The 14408-nt window shown below is 60.9% G+C and carries 9 protein-coding genes; 2 read left to right on the forward strand and 7 right to left on the reverse strand.

Translation table 11 applies throughout. From position 1 onward, the window contains the following. Positions 1-70: 70 nt before the first annotated feature. The 7 genes from BLU24_RS19210 to leuC all read right to left on the reverse strand — a co-directional run bounded on the left by BLU24_RS19210 (position 71) and on the right by leuC (position 10014). On the reverse strand, positions 71-2737 hold the full coding sequence (locus BLU24_RS19210) for a FimV/HubP family polar landmark protein (protein ID WP_093102834.1): 2667 nt from the start codon (positions 2735-2737) through the stop codon (positions 71-73). A 209-nt stretch (positions 2738-2946) separates the two neighbouring features. After that, the gene (locus BLU24_RS19215; protein WP_093102837.1) at positions 2947-3957 is read right to left on the reverse strand and encodes an aspartate-semialdehyde dehydrogenase; all 1011 of its coding nucleotides are present in this window, start codon (positions 3955-3957) and stop codon (positions 2947-2949) included. Positions 3958-4709: 752 nt separating this feature from the next. Next, positions 4710-5822 (reverse strand): aspartate-semialdehyde dehydrogenase, encoded by a 1113-nt coding sequence (gene asd, locus BLU24_RS19225; RefSeq protein ID WP_039762046.1) that lies wholly within the window; start codon positions 5820-5822, stop codon positions 4710-4712. Positions 5823-5888: 66 nt separating this feature from the next. Continuing rightward, a complete protein-coding gene (leuB, locus tag BLU24_RS19230) occupies positions 5889-6971 on the reverse strand; it encodes a 3-isopropylmalate dehydrogenase (RefSeq protein ID WP_090282646.1) in 1083 nt (360 codons plus the stop codon). 54 nt (positions 6972-7025) lie between these two features. Further along, positions 7026-7793: a class I SAM-dependent methyltransferase gene (locus BLU24_RS19235; RefSeq protein ID WP_093102843.1), complete on the reverse strand. Its 768-nt coding sequence runs from the start codon at positions 7791-7793 to the stop codon at positions 7026-7028. Positions 7794-7938: 145 nt separating this feature from the next. Beyond that, the gene (gene leuD, locus BLU24_RS19240; protein WP_093102846.1) at positions 7939-8583 is read right to left on the reverse strand and encodes a 3-isopropylmalate dehydratase small subunit; all 645 of its coding nucleotides are present in this window, start codon (positions 8581-8583) and stop codon (positions 7939-7941) included. A 12-nt stretch (positions 8584-8595) separates the two neighbouring features. Further along, on the reverse strand, positions 8596-10014 hold the full coding sequence (gene leuC, locus BLU24_RS19245; RefSeq protein ID WP_093102849.1) for a 3-isopropylmalate dehydratase large subunit: 1419 nt from the start codon (positions 10012-10014) through the stop codon (positions 8596-8598). 139 nt (positions 10015-10153) lie between these two features. Here leuC and BLU24_RS19250 point away from each other — a divergent pair, with 139 nt between their 5' ends. Continuing rightward, positions 10154-11038, forward strand: coding sequence for a LysR family transcriptional regulator (locus BLU24_RS19250; RefSeq protein WP_090282642.1), 885 nt, complete (start codon positions 10154-10156; stop codon positions 11036-11038). 74 nt (positions 11039-11112) lie between these two features. Beyond that, positions 11113-14391: a PAS domain S-box protein gene (locus BLU24_RS19255; RefSeq protein WP_090282641.1), complete on the forward strand. Its 3279-nt coding sequence runs from the start codon at positions 11113-11115 to the stop codon at positions 14389-14391. Positions 14392-14408: the final 17 nt, after the last annotated feature.

The raw sequence follows: 14408 nt of genomic DNA on the forward strand, positions 1-14408 counted from the left end.
CCAGACAACACACCATCGGGCACAAACAAAAACGGCAGCCTATGGCTGCCGCTTTGCTTCAACGCAGAACCTACACCAGGTTGGAAAGCATATCCTTGGCCTCGCCCCGCTGGGTTTCATTACCCTCGGTCAACACTTCATTGAGGATGTCGCGCGCGCCGTCGGCGTCGCCCATGTCGATGTAGGCCTGAGCGAGATCGAGCTTGGTCGCCGCTTCGTCAGTACCGGCGAGGAAGTCGAAATCGTCTTCGCCCAGATCGTCACCCAGCGCCGCGTCGGCTTCGGTGAAGGTCGGCTCGGCGATGCTTTGCGACAAGCGATCGAGTTCGGCGTTGACATCGTCCAGTTCGGTGGTAAAGGCGTTCGACTCGGTGGCTGGGTTGCTGTCCATCTCGTCGGCCAGCGACAGATCGAAGTCGGCTGGCAGCTCCAGATCGTCCTGCGGTACGTCGGCAACGACTGGCGCCTCGACTGGCGGCAGATCCTTCACACCTTCATCCAGATCAAGCAGGAACTCGTCTTCAGCCAAAGTTGCTGGCGACGGATCGGCACCGAGATCCATATCAAGATCGAAGTCCGACAGGTCGTCGAGATTCTCTTTCGCTTCGGTCTGCTGTTGCAGCACCGACTCGAAACTCAGGTCATCGTCGGCCGGAAACGCGTCCAACTCGACCGGTGCTTCAGGCTCGACCACTGGCGCCGGCTCAACCGGGGTGATGTTGTCGAGATCGTCCAGGCTCAGGTCGAAGGCACTGTCCAGGTCATCTTCAGCCGGCGCAGGCGCTTCAGGCTCGTCCAGCAGCAGGTCCTTGACGTATTGCGCGTCCAGCTCGGCGGCGACCGCCGCAGCGGCCAGACCGCCCGCAGCCACCAATGCCATCGCCGGGAAGCGGCTTTTCAGCGCTTCAACTTTGGCGAAGTTGTCGCCGTTGGCCACCAGTTGCCGCTCCTGCGCGACGAACGCGTCGCGATCGCCCTGCTGACCGTAGACTTCCATCAGTTTCAGACGCAGGTCACTGCGCTCCGGCTCGAGGCTGACGCCCTCCTCCAGCAGCGCGGCCGCCTGATTCAGGCGACCGGCATTGATATGCGACTGAGCCTTGTCGAGGACGTCATCGGAGCGATCCGCGGCCGGCGCGATCAGCGGCGCGGCAATCGGCTCGGCCATGACCACCGGCGCCACGATCGGCGCCGGAGTCGGCGCGGGCGCAGGTGCCGGGGTATTGAGTTTGACGCTCGCCGCCGGTGTTTCCAGACCTTCAAAGCTGCTTTCCGGCAGATCCTGTTCGGCGGAGAACTCCTGCTCTTCAGCCAGCGCACGAGCCATGCGCACATGCTTCTCGGCTTCCTGCTGGGCTTTGCGGCGACGGGCCAGCAGCAACAGCAGAAGCAGCAGCACCACTGCACCACCACCGATCAGCCCGAGCAGAATCGGATTGGTCAGCAGTTCATTGAAGGTCTTGTCGCCATCAGCGGCCGGCGTGGTTTCGACAACCGGCTCGACCACTGGCTCGACTGGCGTCTCTGCCGGTGGCGCGATGGCCGATTCCGGAGTGGGCGATGCCGAGGCGGCGTCAGCTGGAGTGGCTGGCGGTGTCGCCGCCAATTCAGCGGTGATTGCCGGTACCGGCGGCACCGCGCCATTAACCCCGGGCGCAGCGCCAGGCGCAGCAACAGCGCCGTCGGCCTGCATCTTCGCCAGTTGATTGTTCTTCAGCTCGATCAGCTTTTGCAGTTTGTCCAACTGGCTTTGCAGATCGGCCATGCGGCTTTTCAGTTCCTCATTGTCACGACGGGTCGTGTCGAGGTTTTCCTGAGTGATTGCCAGTTTGTTGCTCAGCGCCTGAGCGTCGCCGGCGGGGCCCTTGCGGCCAGCCTTGGCGCTTTCGGCGGAGACCAGGCTCAGGTTGTCCTGCGCATTGGGCGCAGCACCGGTATTGCCGCGACCGCGATTGGTCGCATCGAGTTGCTGTTGACCGCTGCCCGGCTTGGCCACATAACGCCGGCCCTGACGCCAGGCTTCGTTCTGCGCCGCGACTTCAGCGATGGCTGCGGACTGCGGCAACGCCGTGCTTTGTACCTGATCTGGCAGACGCAATACCTGACCGGTTTTCAGGCGGTTGATGTTGCCACCGATAAACGCATCCGGGTTCAGGGCTTGAATGGCCAGCATGGTCTGCTGCACCGAGCCGCCATTGCGCGCCTTCGCGGCGATTTCCCAGAGGGTATCGCGCGGCGTGGTGGTGTATTGCCCGCGGTGCGTGGCGCCCGTGGTCGGTGCCGCGATGGTTTGCGACGGCGCCGGTTGGGCTGCGGCATCAGCGGTCTGCGGCGAGAACTTCGATGGATCCAGCAACACGCTGTAATCGCGCAGCAAGCGGCCGTTCGGCCACATCACCTGCACGAGGAATTTCACCATCGGTTCCGACAGCGGTTTGCTCGAAGTCACCCGCAAAACACTTTTGCCGCTGGCGTTGAGCACAGGGGTGAACGTCAGATCATTGAGGAAAGCCTGGCGGTCAACGCCGGCCTTGGCGAAATCTTCAGGTGACGCCAGGCTCGGCACCACTTCTGCCGCGGTGAGGTCCTTGACATCGAGCAGCTCGATTTCAGCCACCAGCGGCTGGTTCAGGGTCGACTTCAGGGTCAGCTCCCCGAGCCCGAGGGCATGCGCCATACCGGAGGACAGCGCCGAGGCGGCCGCTATTGCTAACACCAGTTTGCGAACTTGAACCATAGCCTCATCCTTTGTTTGAACGTTCCTCGGCCAGCGAGAAGCTTTTGAATAGCGCTGCCGTAAGGCATTGCGCGCGACGACGACAGATGTCGCGCGCGATCATTTCTTTGATGCCCCGGAAAGTCCCGGAGGGCTGACACGTCATCGACGTTTCGGATCAAGCATAGCGCTGACCTAGAATCAGTCGACAAATTGTTGCCAAGTATCTTTTACAGCAGGTCTTTTATCAACAATTCAGCCACCTGCACAGCATTGAGCGCTGCACCTTTGCGTACGTTATCTGACGTCAACCACAGATTTAGTTCCGCCGGATCGTCAACACCGAGGCGCACGCGACCGACATACACCACATCCTGCCCCACCGCGTCGCCGACGGCGGTCGGGTAATCACCGGCCACGACCAGCTCGATGCCCGACGCCGCTTCCAGCGCAGCGTTGACCTTTTCCAGGTCGACAGCCCGTGCGGATTGCAAGGTCACGCTAAAGCTATCGCCAAAAAACACCGGGGCTTGAACGCAAGTTGCGGAAATCTTTAGCGAAGGCTGCGCGAGCACCTGACGCAACTCGCGCACCAGACGCTTTTCCAGCAGCGTGTGGCCCTGCGCATCAGGCGTACCGACCTGGGCCAGCAAGTTGAACGCCATCTGCCGATCGAAGAAGGTCGGCTCAAGCGGACGCATGTTCAACAGCTCGGCGGTCTGCCGCGCCAGCTCGGACACGGCTTCGCGACCTTGCGCGGAAACCGCCAGATTGGCGGTGACGTTGACGTATTGCAGATCGAGCAGATCAAGCAATGGCGCCAGCACCACGGCCAGCGACGTCGCCGAAGGGCTTGGGCTGCTGACCTGAAACGGCGCGCTCAGCGTGGCGAGCAGTTCGACATTGGCTTCCGGCACCACTTGCGGCGCCTGATCGGCCGGCAAGGCACCAGACAGGTCGATCAACGAACAACCAGCGGCATGCGCACGGGCCGCGTAGCTCAGAGAGACCGCTGCGCCAGCGGCGAAAAACACCAGTTTGACCTTGCCGAAATCGAACTCGTCGACTTCCCGCACGCGTACGTTTTTATTGCGAAACAGCACCGAACTGCCAGCCGATTCACTGCTGGCCAGCAGGTGCAGATTACCAACGGGAAAGTCGCGCTCTTCAAGGATTTGCACGAGGGTTTCGCCGACAGTACCGGTGGCGCCGATCACGGCAATATCTAAGGTCTGGGTCATGCTGCGAGCCTCTGGTGAAACGGGGGGAGCGGCACTTTACCGGGTGGCTGGCGTGCAGGCAATTTTCCTCAGGATTTGCGGTGCGTGTGCCGGCCCCGTTGCGAAGGATGCTGTGGGAGCCAGCCTGCTGAAGATGGCGATGGCTCAGTCCAAAAGTCAAAAGCCCCTCACCCTAGCCCTCTCCCGGAGGGAGAGGGAACTGACCGGGGTGGATGCGGGAGTTACGCCGACATGCAATACCGAGTCGAATTCAGACTTTGAAAAGCACAAGGATCGGCTCCCTCTCCCTCGGGAGAGGGCTGGGCGGGCGGCGTTCCGATGAGGGGCAGCCCCACCACAAATTCAAAGCCAACCACCCGCTTCTAACCACTCAACAATGAGCGTTAGCTCGCGTGCTCTTGATCTTGCGTCACCGGCGACGTCGGAAGGCTGAGCGCAGGGATTGATCCGGGCGTGGGAGCGCAGCGACCGTACGACGAAGTCGTACACAGCGGAAGGAGGTGCAGCGAAGCAAACCGTAGCCGCTGCGCCCGGATCGATACCGGAGCGAAGGGACCCGAGCCTGCGAGGGCCGTACGTAGGAGCAAGCGTTTTTTGCTTACTTTTTTTGGCGTTTGAAAAAAAGTGAGTCGCCGTAAGGGCGAAACCATAAGAAGCCGTTACCGCAGCAACGGATATGTACTCCTCCAACCACCCGACAAAAAAAACCCGCACCTCAAAAAAGGCGCGGGCTTCTTCATCACATCAACCAATCACCGCTCGAGCAAAATCCGCAGCATGCGACGCAGCGGTTCCGCCGCACCCCACAACAACTGATCGCCCACGGTAAACGCACCGACAAACTGCGACCCCATGTTCAGCTTGCGCAGACGCCCAACCGGAACATTCAGAGTGCCAGTGACCTTGGTCGGACTCAGCTCCTGCATGCTGATCTCACGGTTGTTCGGCACCAGCTTGACCCAAGGGTTGTGCTGGCTGATCAGCCCTTCGATATCAGCGATCGGCACGTCCTTGTTGAGCTTGATGGTCAGCGCCTGACTGTGGCAACGCATGGCGCCGATGCGCACGCAGATACCGTCGACCGGGATCGGGCTCTTGAAGCGACCGAGAATCTTGTTGGTCTCGGCCTGGGCCTTCCACTCTTCGCGGCTCTGGCCGTTCGGCAGTTCCTTGTCGATCCACGGGATCAGGCTGCCGGCCAGCGGAACGCCGAAGTTCTCGGTCGGATACGCTTCGCTGCGCATGGCATCGGCCACGCGACGGTCGATGTCGAGGATCGCGCTGGCCGGGTCGGCCAGTTGATCGGCGACTGCAGCATGGGTCGCGCCCATCTGCTTGATCAGTTCACGCATGTTCTGCGCGCCGGCGCCGGAGGCCGCCTGATAGGTCATGGCGCTCATCCACTCCACCAGACCCGCTTCGAACAGGCCGCCCAGGCCCATCAGCATCAGGCTGACGGTGCAGTTGCCGCCGATGTAGTTCTTGGTGCCGGCATCCAGTTGCTGATCGATGACCTTGCGGTTGACCGGATCGAGAATGATCACCGCGTCATCGTTCATGCGCAGGCTGGAGGCCGCGTCGATCCAGTAACCCTGCCAGCCGGCTTCGCGCAGCTTGGGAAATACTTCGCTGGTGTAGTCGCCGCCCTGGCAGGTCAGAATCACGTCGAGGGTCTTCAGCTCGTCAATGCTGTAAGCATCCTTGAGCGGAGCAATGTCCTTGCCCACGGACGGGCCTTGGCCACCGACATTGGAAGTGGTGAAAAACACCGGCTCGATTAGATCGAAATCCTGCTCTTCCAGCATCCGCTGCATGAGCACGGAACCGACCATCCCGCGCCAACCGATCAGACCTACACGTTTCATCGCAACTACACCTTCTTGAAAAGTGGGCCGCTGCTTTGTATTGAATTTCGCAGCGGGCCCGAGAGATTACAGATTCCGCAGCGCGGCGACTACTGCGTCGCCCATTTGCTGCGTACCGACTTTGGTACAACCGGCCGAATGGATATCGCCGGTGCGCAAGCCCTGATCGAGCACGACGCTGACGGCTTTCTCGATGGCATCGGCGGCATCGTGCAGATTGAAGCTGTAACGCAGCATCATCGACACCGAGAGGATGGTGGCCAACGGGTTGGCAATGCCTTGGCCAGCGATGTCCGGTGCGGAACCGTGGCAAGGCTCGTACATGCCCTTGTTGTTGGAGTCCAGCGAGGCCGACGGCAGCATGCCGATGGAGCCGGTGAGCATCGACGCTTCGTCGGAGAGAATGTCGCCAAACATATTATCGGTGACGATCACGTCGAACTGCTTCGGTGCGCGCACCAGTTGCATCGCGGCGTTGTCGACGTACATGTGGCTCAGCTCGACTTCTGGATAGTCTTTGGCCACTTGCTCGACCACTTCGCGCCACAGTTGGCTGGACGCCAGCACGTTGGCCTTGTCCACCGAGCACAGCTTCTTGCCACGGACCATGGCCATGTCGAAACCGACGCGGGCGATGCGGCGGATTTCGCTTTCGCTGTACGGCAGGGTGTCGTAGGACTGACGCTCGCCGTTGTCCAGCGTACGGGTGCCGCGCGGCGCACCGAAGTAGATGCCGCCGGTCAATTCACGAACGATCAGGATGTCCAGACCGGCAACGATCTCCGGCTTCAGGCTCGAAGCGTCAGCCAGTTGCGGATACAGGATGGCCGGACGCAGGTTGCCGAACAGGCCCAGTTGCGCTCGGATTTTCAGCAGACCGCGCTCAGGACGAATATCGCGCTCGATGGTGTCCCATTTCGGGCCACCGACGGCGCCGAGCAGCACGGCATCGGCAGCGCGGGCGCGGTCGAGGGTTTCGTCGGCCAATGGCACGCCGTGCTTGTCGATGGCCGCACCACCGATCACGTCATGGCTCAGCTCGAAGCCCAGGCTGTACTTGTCGTTGGCCAGTTCCAGCACCTTGACCGCTTCGGCCATGATTTCCGGACCAATACCGTCACCTGGGAGAATCAGAATCTGCTTGCTCATGCTTTCCTCGTGTCTTCAATCGGTGCGCCTTCACCGGCGCGCCCGGAAAAATGCTTATCGCTCGGCCATCAATACGATCACATCGGTACTGAAGGAGCCATCGGCCTCAATTTCGAAATATTCGCGCACTTCGTTGCCCATCGATTGCTGCAACTGAACAATCGCCGCACGCATCACCTCGGGTGTGCGCATGCGCTCAACCCAGCTGGTGTACTCCAGCCGCAGACGCTGACGGGTGGTGGTGCGCACATGCAACCCGGCCTCACTGACCTGGCGCAGCCATTCGGCGGCGGAATAATCGCGCACATGACTGGTGTCACGCAGCACTTCGACGCTTTGCAGGTAAGTGTCGAACAGCGGACTGCCCGGTGACAACACGTCCACGAAGGCTGCAACGCCGCCCGGCTTCAGCACCCGTCGCACCTCGCGCAGGGCCACACCGAGATCGCTCCAGTGATGCGCCGAATAACGGCTGAATACAAAATCGAACTCGCCATCGGCGAACGGCAGACGCTCGGCGGCGCCGTTGACCGTGGAAATATTGCCCATGCCACGCTCGGCCGCCGCGGCGGTGACCACGTCGAGCATCTGCTGCGACAGGTCATAGGCCACCACTTCGCTGACCAGCGGTGCGACATGAAAACTCACATGACCGGCACCGCAACCCAGATCGAGCACCCGCGCCCCGCCCTGCCCGACCAGCTCGGCTTGCAGCAGAGCGAATTCGCTGCCCTGTGCATGAACGGCGCTGCTCAGGTAAGCGGCGGCCTGTTCGCCGAATTGCTTCTGGACGACCTGGGTGTGTTGCGCGGTGGTGTTCATGGGACTTCCCTTTGATTTTGTGGTGCCTGTTCCGGCCTCATCGCTGGCAAGCCAGCTCCCACAGTGATTTGCGGTGTTCACAAAACCTGTGGGAGCTGGCTTGCCAGCGATGAGGCCCTCCCTGACTACATCAGCCTCGAATCAATCAGGCGTCGCGAAACAACCACGGCTGACTCACCCGGTGCTTCGCTTCGAACGTGGCAATCGCATCGCCGTCCTGCAGGGTCAGGCCGATGTCGTCCAGACCGTTCAACAGGCAATGCTTGCGAAACGCATCGATCTCAAAGCGGTACACCTTGCCATCAGGGCGGGTCACGGTTTGCGCTTGCAGGTCGACCTGCAATTGATAACCCGGCTCGGCCTCAACCTGCTTAAACAATTCATCGACTTCAGCATCGCTGAGGATGATCGGCAGCAAGCCGTTCTTGAAGCTGTTGTTGAAGAAGATATCGGCGTAGCTCGGCGCAATGATGCTGCGGAAACCGTATTCTTCCAGCGCCCATGGCGCGTGCTCACGGCTGGAGCCGCAACCGAAGTTCTCGCGGGCGAGCAACACGCTGGCGCCCTGATAACGCTCGGCGTTGAGCACGAAATCCTGGTTCAGCGGGCGCTTGGAGTTGTCCTGATACGGCTGGCCAACGTCGAGGTAACGCCACTCGTCGAACAGGTTCGGACCGAAACCGGTGCGTTTGATCGACTTCAGGAACTGCTTGGGAATGATCTGATCGGTGTCGACGTTGGCACGATCCAGAGGCGCGACAAGACCAGTGTGCTGGGTGAAAGCTTTCATGCTGCGCTCCTTTTAGATCAATTCACGAACGTCGATGAAACGACCGTTCACCGCTGCGGCCGCGGCCATGGCCGGGCTGACCAGGTGGGTACGGCCACCGGCGCCCTGACGGCCTTCGAAGTTGCGGTTGGACGTCGAGGCGCAATGCTCGCCGGACTCCAAACGGTCCGGGTTCATCGCCAGGCACATCGAGCAACCCGGCTCACGCCATTCGAAACCGGCCTCGAGGAAAATCTTGTCCAGACCTTCGGCTTCAGCCTGCGCCTTGACCAGACCCGAGCCCGGCACGACGATCGCCTGCTTGATGGTCGATGCCACCTTGCGGCCTTTGGCGATCACCGCCGCGGCGCGCAAGTCTTCGATCCGCGAGTTGGTGCATGAACCGATGAACACGCGGTCGAGCTGAATCTCGGTAATCGCCTGATTGGCGGTCAAGCCCATGTATTTCAGAGCGCGGACGATCGAGTCGCGCTTGACCAGATCCATCTCCTTGGCCGGGTCCGGCACATTCTGATCAACGGCCAAAACCATTTCCGGCGAAGTGCCCCAGCTGACTTGCGGCTTGATCTGCGCGGCGTCGAGTTCAACCACCGTATCGAACTGCGCGTCGGCGTCGGAAACCAGGTCTTTCCAGGCTTCGACGGCCATGTCCCACTGTGCGCCTTTCGGAGCAAACGGGCGGCCCTTCACGTAATCGATGGTTTTCTGGTCCGCCGCCACCAGGCCCACGCGGGCGCCGGCTTCAATGGACATGTTGCAAATGGTCATGCGGCCTTCGACGGACAGATCGCGAATCGCGCTGCCGGCGAATTCGATGGCATGGCCATTACCGCCGGCGGTGCCGATCTTGCCGATCACCGCGAGGACGATGTCCTTGGCGGTGACGCCGAACGGCAATTGCCCTTCAACGCGCACCAGCATGTTTTTCATTTTCTTGGCAACCAGGCACTGAGTGGCCAGCACGTGCTCGACCTCTGAAGTGCCGATGCCGTGAGCCAACGCGCCGAAGGCACCGTGGGTCGAGGTGTGCGAGTCGCCGCAGACGACGGTCATGCCCGGCAAGGTCGCGCCCTGCTCCGGGCTGATGACGTGGACGATGCCTTGGCGCACGTCATTCATCTTGAACTCGACGATGCCGTATTCATCACAGTTGTCATCGAGGGTCTGCACCTGCAAACGCGAGACCTGGTCGGCAATGGCTGCGATGCCGCCCTTGCGTTCCGGGGTGGTCGGTACGTTGTGGTCCGGGGTCGCGATGTTGGCATCGATGCGCCACGGCTTGCGCCCGGCCAGACGCAGGCCTTCGAAGGCTTGCGGCGAGGTCACTTCGTGAATGATGTGACGGTCGATGTAGATCAGCGCAGAGCCATCGTCGCGCTGCTTGACCAAATGCGAATCCCAGAGCTTGTCGTACAGCGTTTTGCCGGCCATCAGACGGTTCCTCATCAGCTTGTTTCTATGCCCTGGGCTTATCAATAACCCTTTGGCTTGTGAGGCCGATCCTATGGGGTTAGATTAAATAACTCAAATTCATATTTTTTATGCTTTGGATAACCGACTGGAATACTGAATGGATCTGGCCAACCTTAATGCTTTTATCGCCATCGCCGAAACCGGCAGCTTCTCCGGCGCTGGCGAACGCCTGCACCTGACCCAACCCGCGATCAGCAAGCGCATCGCCGGGCTGGAGCAACAACTGAAGGTGCGCCTGTTCGACCGTTTGGGCCGTGAAGTCGGCCTGACCGAGGCCGGCCGCGCCCTGCTGCCGCGGGCTTACCAGATTTTAAACGTGCTGGATGACACCCGCCGCGCCCTGACCAACCTGACCGGCGAAGTCAGCGGTCGTCTGACGCTGGCCACCAGTCATCACATCGGTCTGCATCGATTACCACCCTTATTAAGGGAGTTCACCCGCCGCTACCCACAGGTCGCGTTGGATATTCAGTTCCTCGATTCGGAAGTGGCCTACGAAGAAATTCTTCACGGCCGCGCTGAACTGGCAGTGATCACCTTGGCGCCGGAGCCTCACGCGCTGGTCAAGGCCACACCGGTGTGGGACGACCCGCTGGATTTCGTGGTCGCCCCAGAGCATTCGCTGATCAATAACGGCGCCGTCAGCCTGATCGACATCGCCGGCCATCCGGCGGTATTCCCTGGCGGCAACACCTTTACCCACCACATCGTCCAGCGTTTATTCGAGGCCCAAGGCCTGACGCCGAACATCGCCATGAGCACCAACTACCTGGAAACCATCAAGATGATGGTCTCGATCGGCCTCGCCTGGAGCGTGTTGCCGCGCACCATGCTTGATGAGCAAGTGGCAAGCATCGCATTGCCGGGCATACAGCTCAGTCGCCAGCTAGGCTATATCCTGCACACCGAACGGACGCTCTCGAACGCGGCAAGAGCCTTCATGGCCTTGCTGGATGCACAAATCGATCTGCCAGGGACTTGAGGCCGACTTGTGCTACTCCTGTAGAGCCGCGATTGCTGTGCCTAACGCCACCATCCGCTCAAGGCCTGTCCACAATGCCGAAATCTGTTGACCGAATTCCGCCGATGCCGCGTATCCAGGCGATTGACCCGCGTCATTCCGAGCAGAGCTGGGAAAGCGCGCCGCAATTGCTGGCGGCGCTCAACGGCGCCCGGCTCGGCGCCTGGTACTGGGACATCGAGCGCGGGCAGATCAGTTGGTCGCGCGGCACCCAGGCCCTGTTCGGCTTCGATCCGCGGCAACCGTTGCCCGAAGATCTGGAATATCTGGATTTGCTGCCACCGGAAGACCGGGCAAAAACCGTTCGCGCCTTCCATGCAGTGATCGCCGGCGCGCCGCTGGAACAGGCGATGCACCACCGCATCCGCTGGCCCGACGGCAGCCTGCACTGGCTGGAGATCAATGGCAGCCTGCTGCCGGACAAAAATGGCCGCCCCCGAATGATCGGGGTGATTCGTGAAATCACCCACCAGCGCCAACGTGAACAGGCGCTGAGCAGCTCGGAGAAACGTTTCGCCACACTTTTCCACCTGTGCCCCAACATGGTGCTGCTGACCCGCCAGGAAGACGGTTTGATCAGCGAGGCCAATCAGTATTTTGAAAGCCTGTTCGGCTGGCCGGTACAGAATGCCATTGGGCGCACCACCCTCGAACTTGGCCTGTGGGTGCATCCCGAACAACGCGCCGAACTGGTGAAAAAAACCAAGGCCAAGGGCGACCTGGTCAGCATGGAAGTGCAGTTTCGCGCCAGCAACGGCCAGGTGCATGACGGCATTCTCAGTGCGCAGAAAGTCGAACTCGAAGGTCAGCCGTACCTGCTCAGCACCTTTCTCGACACCACCGAACGCAAAGCCGCCGAACTGGCCTTGAAAGACAGCCAGGAACGCCTCGACCTGGCGCTGGATTCGGCGCAGCTCGGCACCTGGGACTGGCACATCCCCAGCGGCATGCTTTACGGCTCGGCGCGCGCCGCGCAATTGCACGGACTCGACCCGATACCGTTTCATGAATCATTCGAGGCGTTTTTCGAGGGTGTGCCCGGCGAAGAACGCGACAGCATGCGCGATGCCTACCGCAGTCTGCGCGAAGGCCCGGCGGGCAACTATCAACTGACCTATCGCGTGCAATTGCCGGACGGCAGCTCGCGTTATCTGGAAAGTCGCGCGCGCCTGTATCGCGATGACAACGGCGCACCGCTGCGCATGGCCGGGACGCTGCTGGACATCACCGATCAGGTTGAACGCGAACAGCGCCTGGTGGCCTCGGAAGAGAAATTCGCCACGCTGTTCCAGGTCAGCCCCGACCCGATCTGCGTCACCCGTCAGGAAACCGGTGAGTTCATCGAGATCAACTCCAGCTTCACCCAGACATTCGGCTGGAGCACGGCTGATGTGATTGGCCACACCGCCGAAGAAATCGGCCTGTGGGACGCCTCGGCAAAAAGCCTGCAACGCATTGAGCGGGTCATTCGCGAGCAGGGCTTGAGCAACGTCGCGATCATCGTCCAGCACAAGGACGGCCAGTCGCTGACCTGTGTGATTTCCAGTCGGCAGATCAGCGTTGGCGATCAGCCGTGCATCGTCACCACGTTGCGCGATATCACCCAGCAACAACGCTCGGAAGCGGCGCTGAAGGCCAGCGAAGAGAAGTTTGCCAAGGCGTTTCACTCCAGCCCCGATGCGATCACCATCACCGAGCGCGACACCGGACGTTATCTGGAGGTCAACGACGGCTTCTGCCGCTTGACGGGCTATCGCGCCGAGGAAGTGGTGGGCAAAACCGTGTATCAGGTCGGCATTTGGGCCGAGGAAAAGCAGCGTTCGGCGCTGTTGGCTGAATTGCAGATCAAGGGCCGCGTGCACCATCAGGAAATGCTTGGGCGCAACAAGCGCGGGGAGATACTGACTGTCGAGGTCTCGGTCGAGCCCATCACCCTCAACGAAACCGCGTGCCTGCTGCTGACCGCGCGAGACGTCAGCCTGCTGAAAAACGCCGAAGCGCAGATCCGCCATCTGGCCTATCACGATCCTCTGACCAACCTGCCCAATCGCGCCCTGCTGATGGATCGCCTGAGCCAGCAGATAGCCCTGCTCAAACGTCACAATCTGCGCGGCGCTTTGTTGTTCCTCGATCTCGATCACTTCAAGCACATCAACGATTCGCTGGGGCATCCGGTCGGCGACACCGTGCTGAAAATCATCACCGCGCGGCTAGAAGCCAGCGTACGCATGGAAGACACCGTGGCGCGCCTCGGTGGCGATGAGTTCGTAGTATTGCTGAGCGGCCTCGAAGGCTCGCGCAGTGAAGTCAGCGAGCAGGTGCGCGCGCTGGCCGACACCATTCGCGAACTGCTGTCCGAGCCGATGTTTCTCGACGGTCAGCGCCTGCAAGTGACGCCAAGCATCGGCGTGGCGCTGATTCCCGATCACGGCTCGACGCCGACCGACCTGCTCAAACGCGCCGACATCGCCCTGTATCGGGCCAAGGATTCCGGGCGCAACACCACGCAGATGTATCACAACACCATGCAGAAAGCCGCGAGCGAACGGCTGCGCATGGAGACCGATCTGCGTCTGGCGCTGTCACGCGGCGAATTCAATGTGCACTTTCAGCCGCAGGTCGATGCGCGCGACAACCGCATCATCGGCGCCGAAGCCCTGGTGCGCTGGAACCATCCGCAGCTGGGTGCGCAATCGCCTGCCGAGTTCATCAAGGTTCTGGAGGACAGCGGGCTGATTCTCGAAGTCGGCACCTGGATCCTCGACGAAGCCTGCAATGCCTTCAAGCAACTGATCGCGCTGCGCCTGGTCAACCCGCTCGCTTTCAGCCTGTGCGTGAACATCAGCCCACGGCAGTTCCGCCAGAACGATTTCGTCGAGCGCATCGAACACAGCATGACCAGCCACGGCTTGCCCTGCTCGCTGCTGAAGCTGGAAATCACCGAAGGCATCGTCATCCAGAATCTGGAAGACACCATCGGCAAGATGCGCCGTTTGAAAAAGCTCGGCGTCAGTTTTGCCATGGACGATTTCGGCACCGGTTACTCATCGCTCACGTACCTGAAACGCCTGCCGGTGGACACGCTGAAAATCGATCAGTCATTCATCCGCGACGCGACCACCGACCCGAACGATGCCGAGATCATCCGCGCGATTGTCGCGATGGCACGCAGTCTGGAGCTGGAGGTGATTGCCGAAGGCGTGGAAACGCCGGAGCAGTTGGCGTTTTTGCAGGGGCTGGGCTGCCATTTGTATCAGGGGTATCTGCACAGCCGACCGGTGGCACTGAGCGATTTGAAGGTGCTGCTGGAATGACGCGCACAAAAAAGGGC

The sequence above is a fragment of the Pseudomonas sp. Z003-0.4C(8344-21) genome (assembly GCF_900104975.1).
In the GTDB taxonomy this organism is placed as follows: domain Bacteria; phylum Pseudomonadota; class Gammaproteobacteria; order Pseudomonadales; family Pseudomonadaceae; genus Aquipseudomonas; species Aquipseudomonas granadensis.

Bases quoted from the DNA above. Each gene is read 5' to 3' on its own strand.
- leuB (WP_090282646.1), bottom strand. From the start codon at position 6,971: ATGAGCAAGCAGATTCTGATTCTCCCAGGTGACGGTATTGGTCCGGAA.
- BLU24_RS19235 (WP_093102843.1), bottom strand. From the start codon at position 7,793: ATGAACACCACCGCGCAACACACCCAGGTCGTCCAGAAGCAATTCGGC.
- leuC (WP_093102849.1), bottom strand. From the start codon at position 10,014: ATGGCCGGCAAAACGCTGTACGACAAGCTCTGGGATTCGCATTTGGTC.
- asd (WP_039762046.1), bottom strand. From the start codon at position 5,822: ATGAAACGTGTAGGTCTGATCGGTTGGCGCGGGATGGTCGGTTCCGTG.
- leuD (WP_093102846.1), bottom strand. From the start codon at position 8,583: ATGAAAGCTTTCACCCAGCACACTGGTCTTGTCGCGCCTCTGGATCGT.
- BLU24_RS19255 (WP_090282641.1), top strand. From the start codon at position 11,113: ATGCCGAAATCTGTTGACCGAATTCCGCCGATGCCGCGTATCCAGGCG.
- BLU24_RS19250 (WP_090282642.1), top strand. From the start codon at position 10,154: ATGGATCTGGCCAACCTTAATGCTTTTATCGCCATCGCCGAAACCGGC.
- BLU24_RS19210 (WP_093102834.1), bottom strand. From the start codon at position 2,737: ATGGTTCAAGTTCGCAAACTGGTGTTAGCAATAGCGGCCGCCTCGGCG.
- BLU24_RS19215 (WP_093102837.1), bottom strand. From the start codon at position 3,957: ATGACCCAGACCTTAGATATTGCCGTGATCGGCGCCACCGGTACTGTC.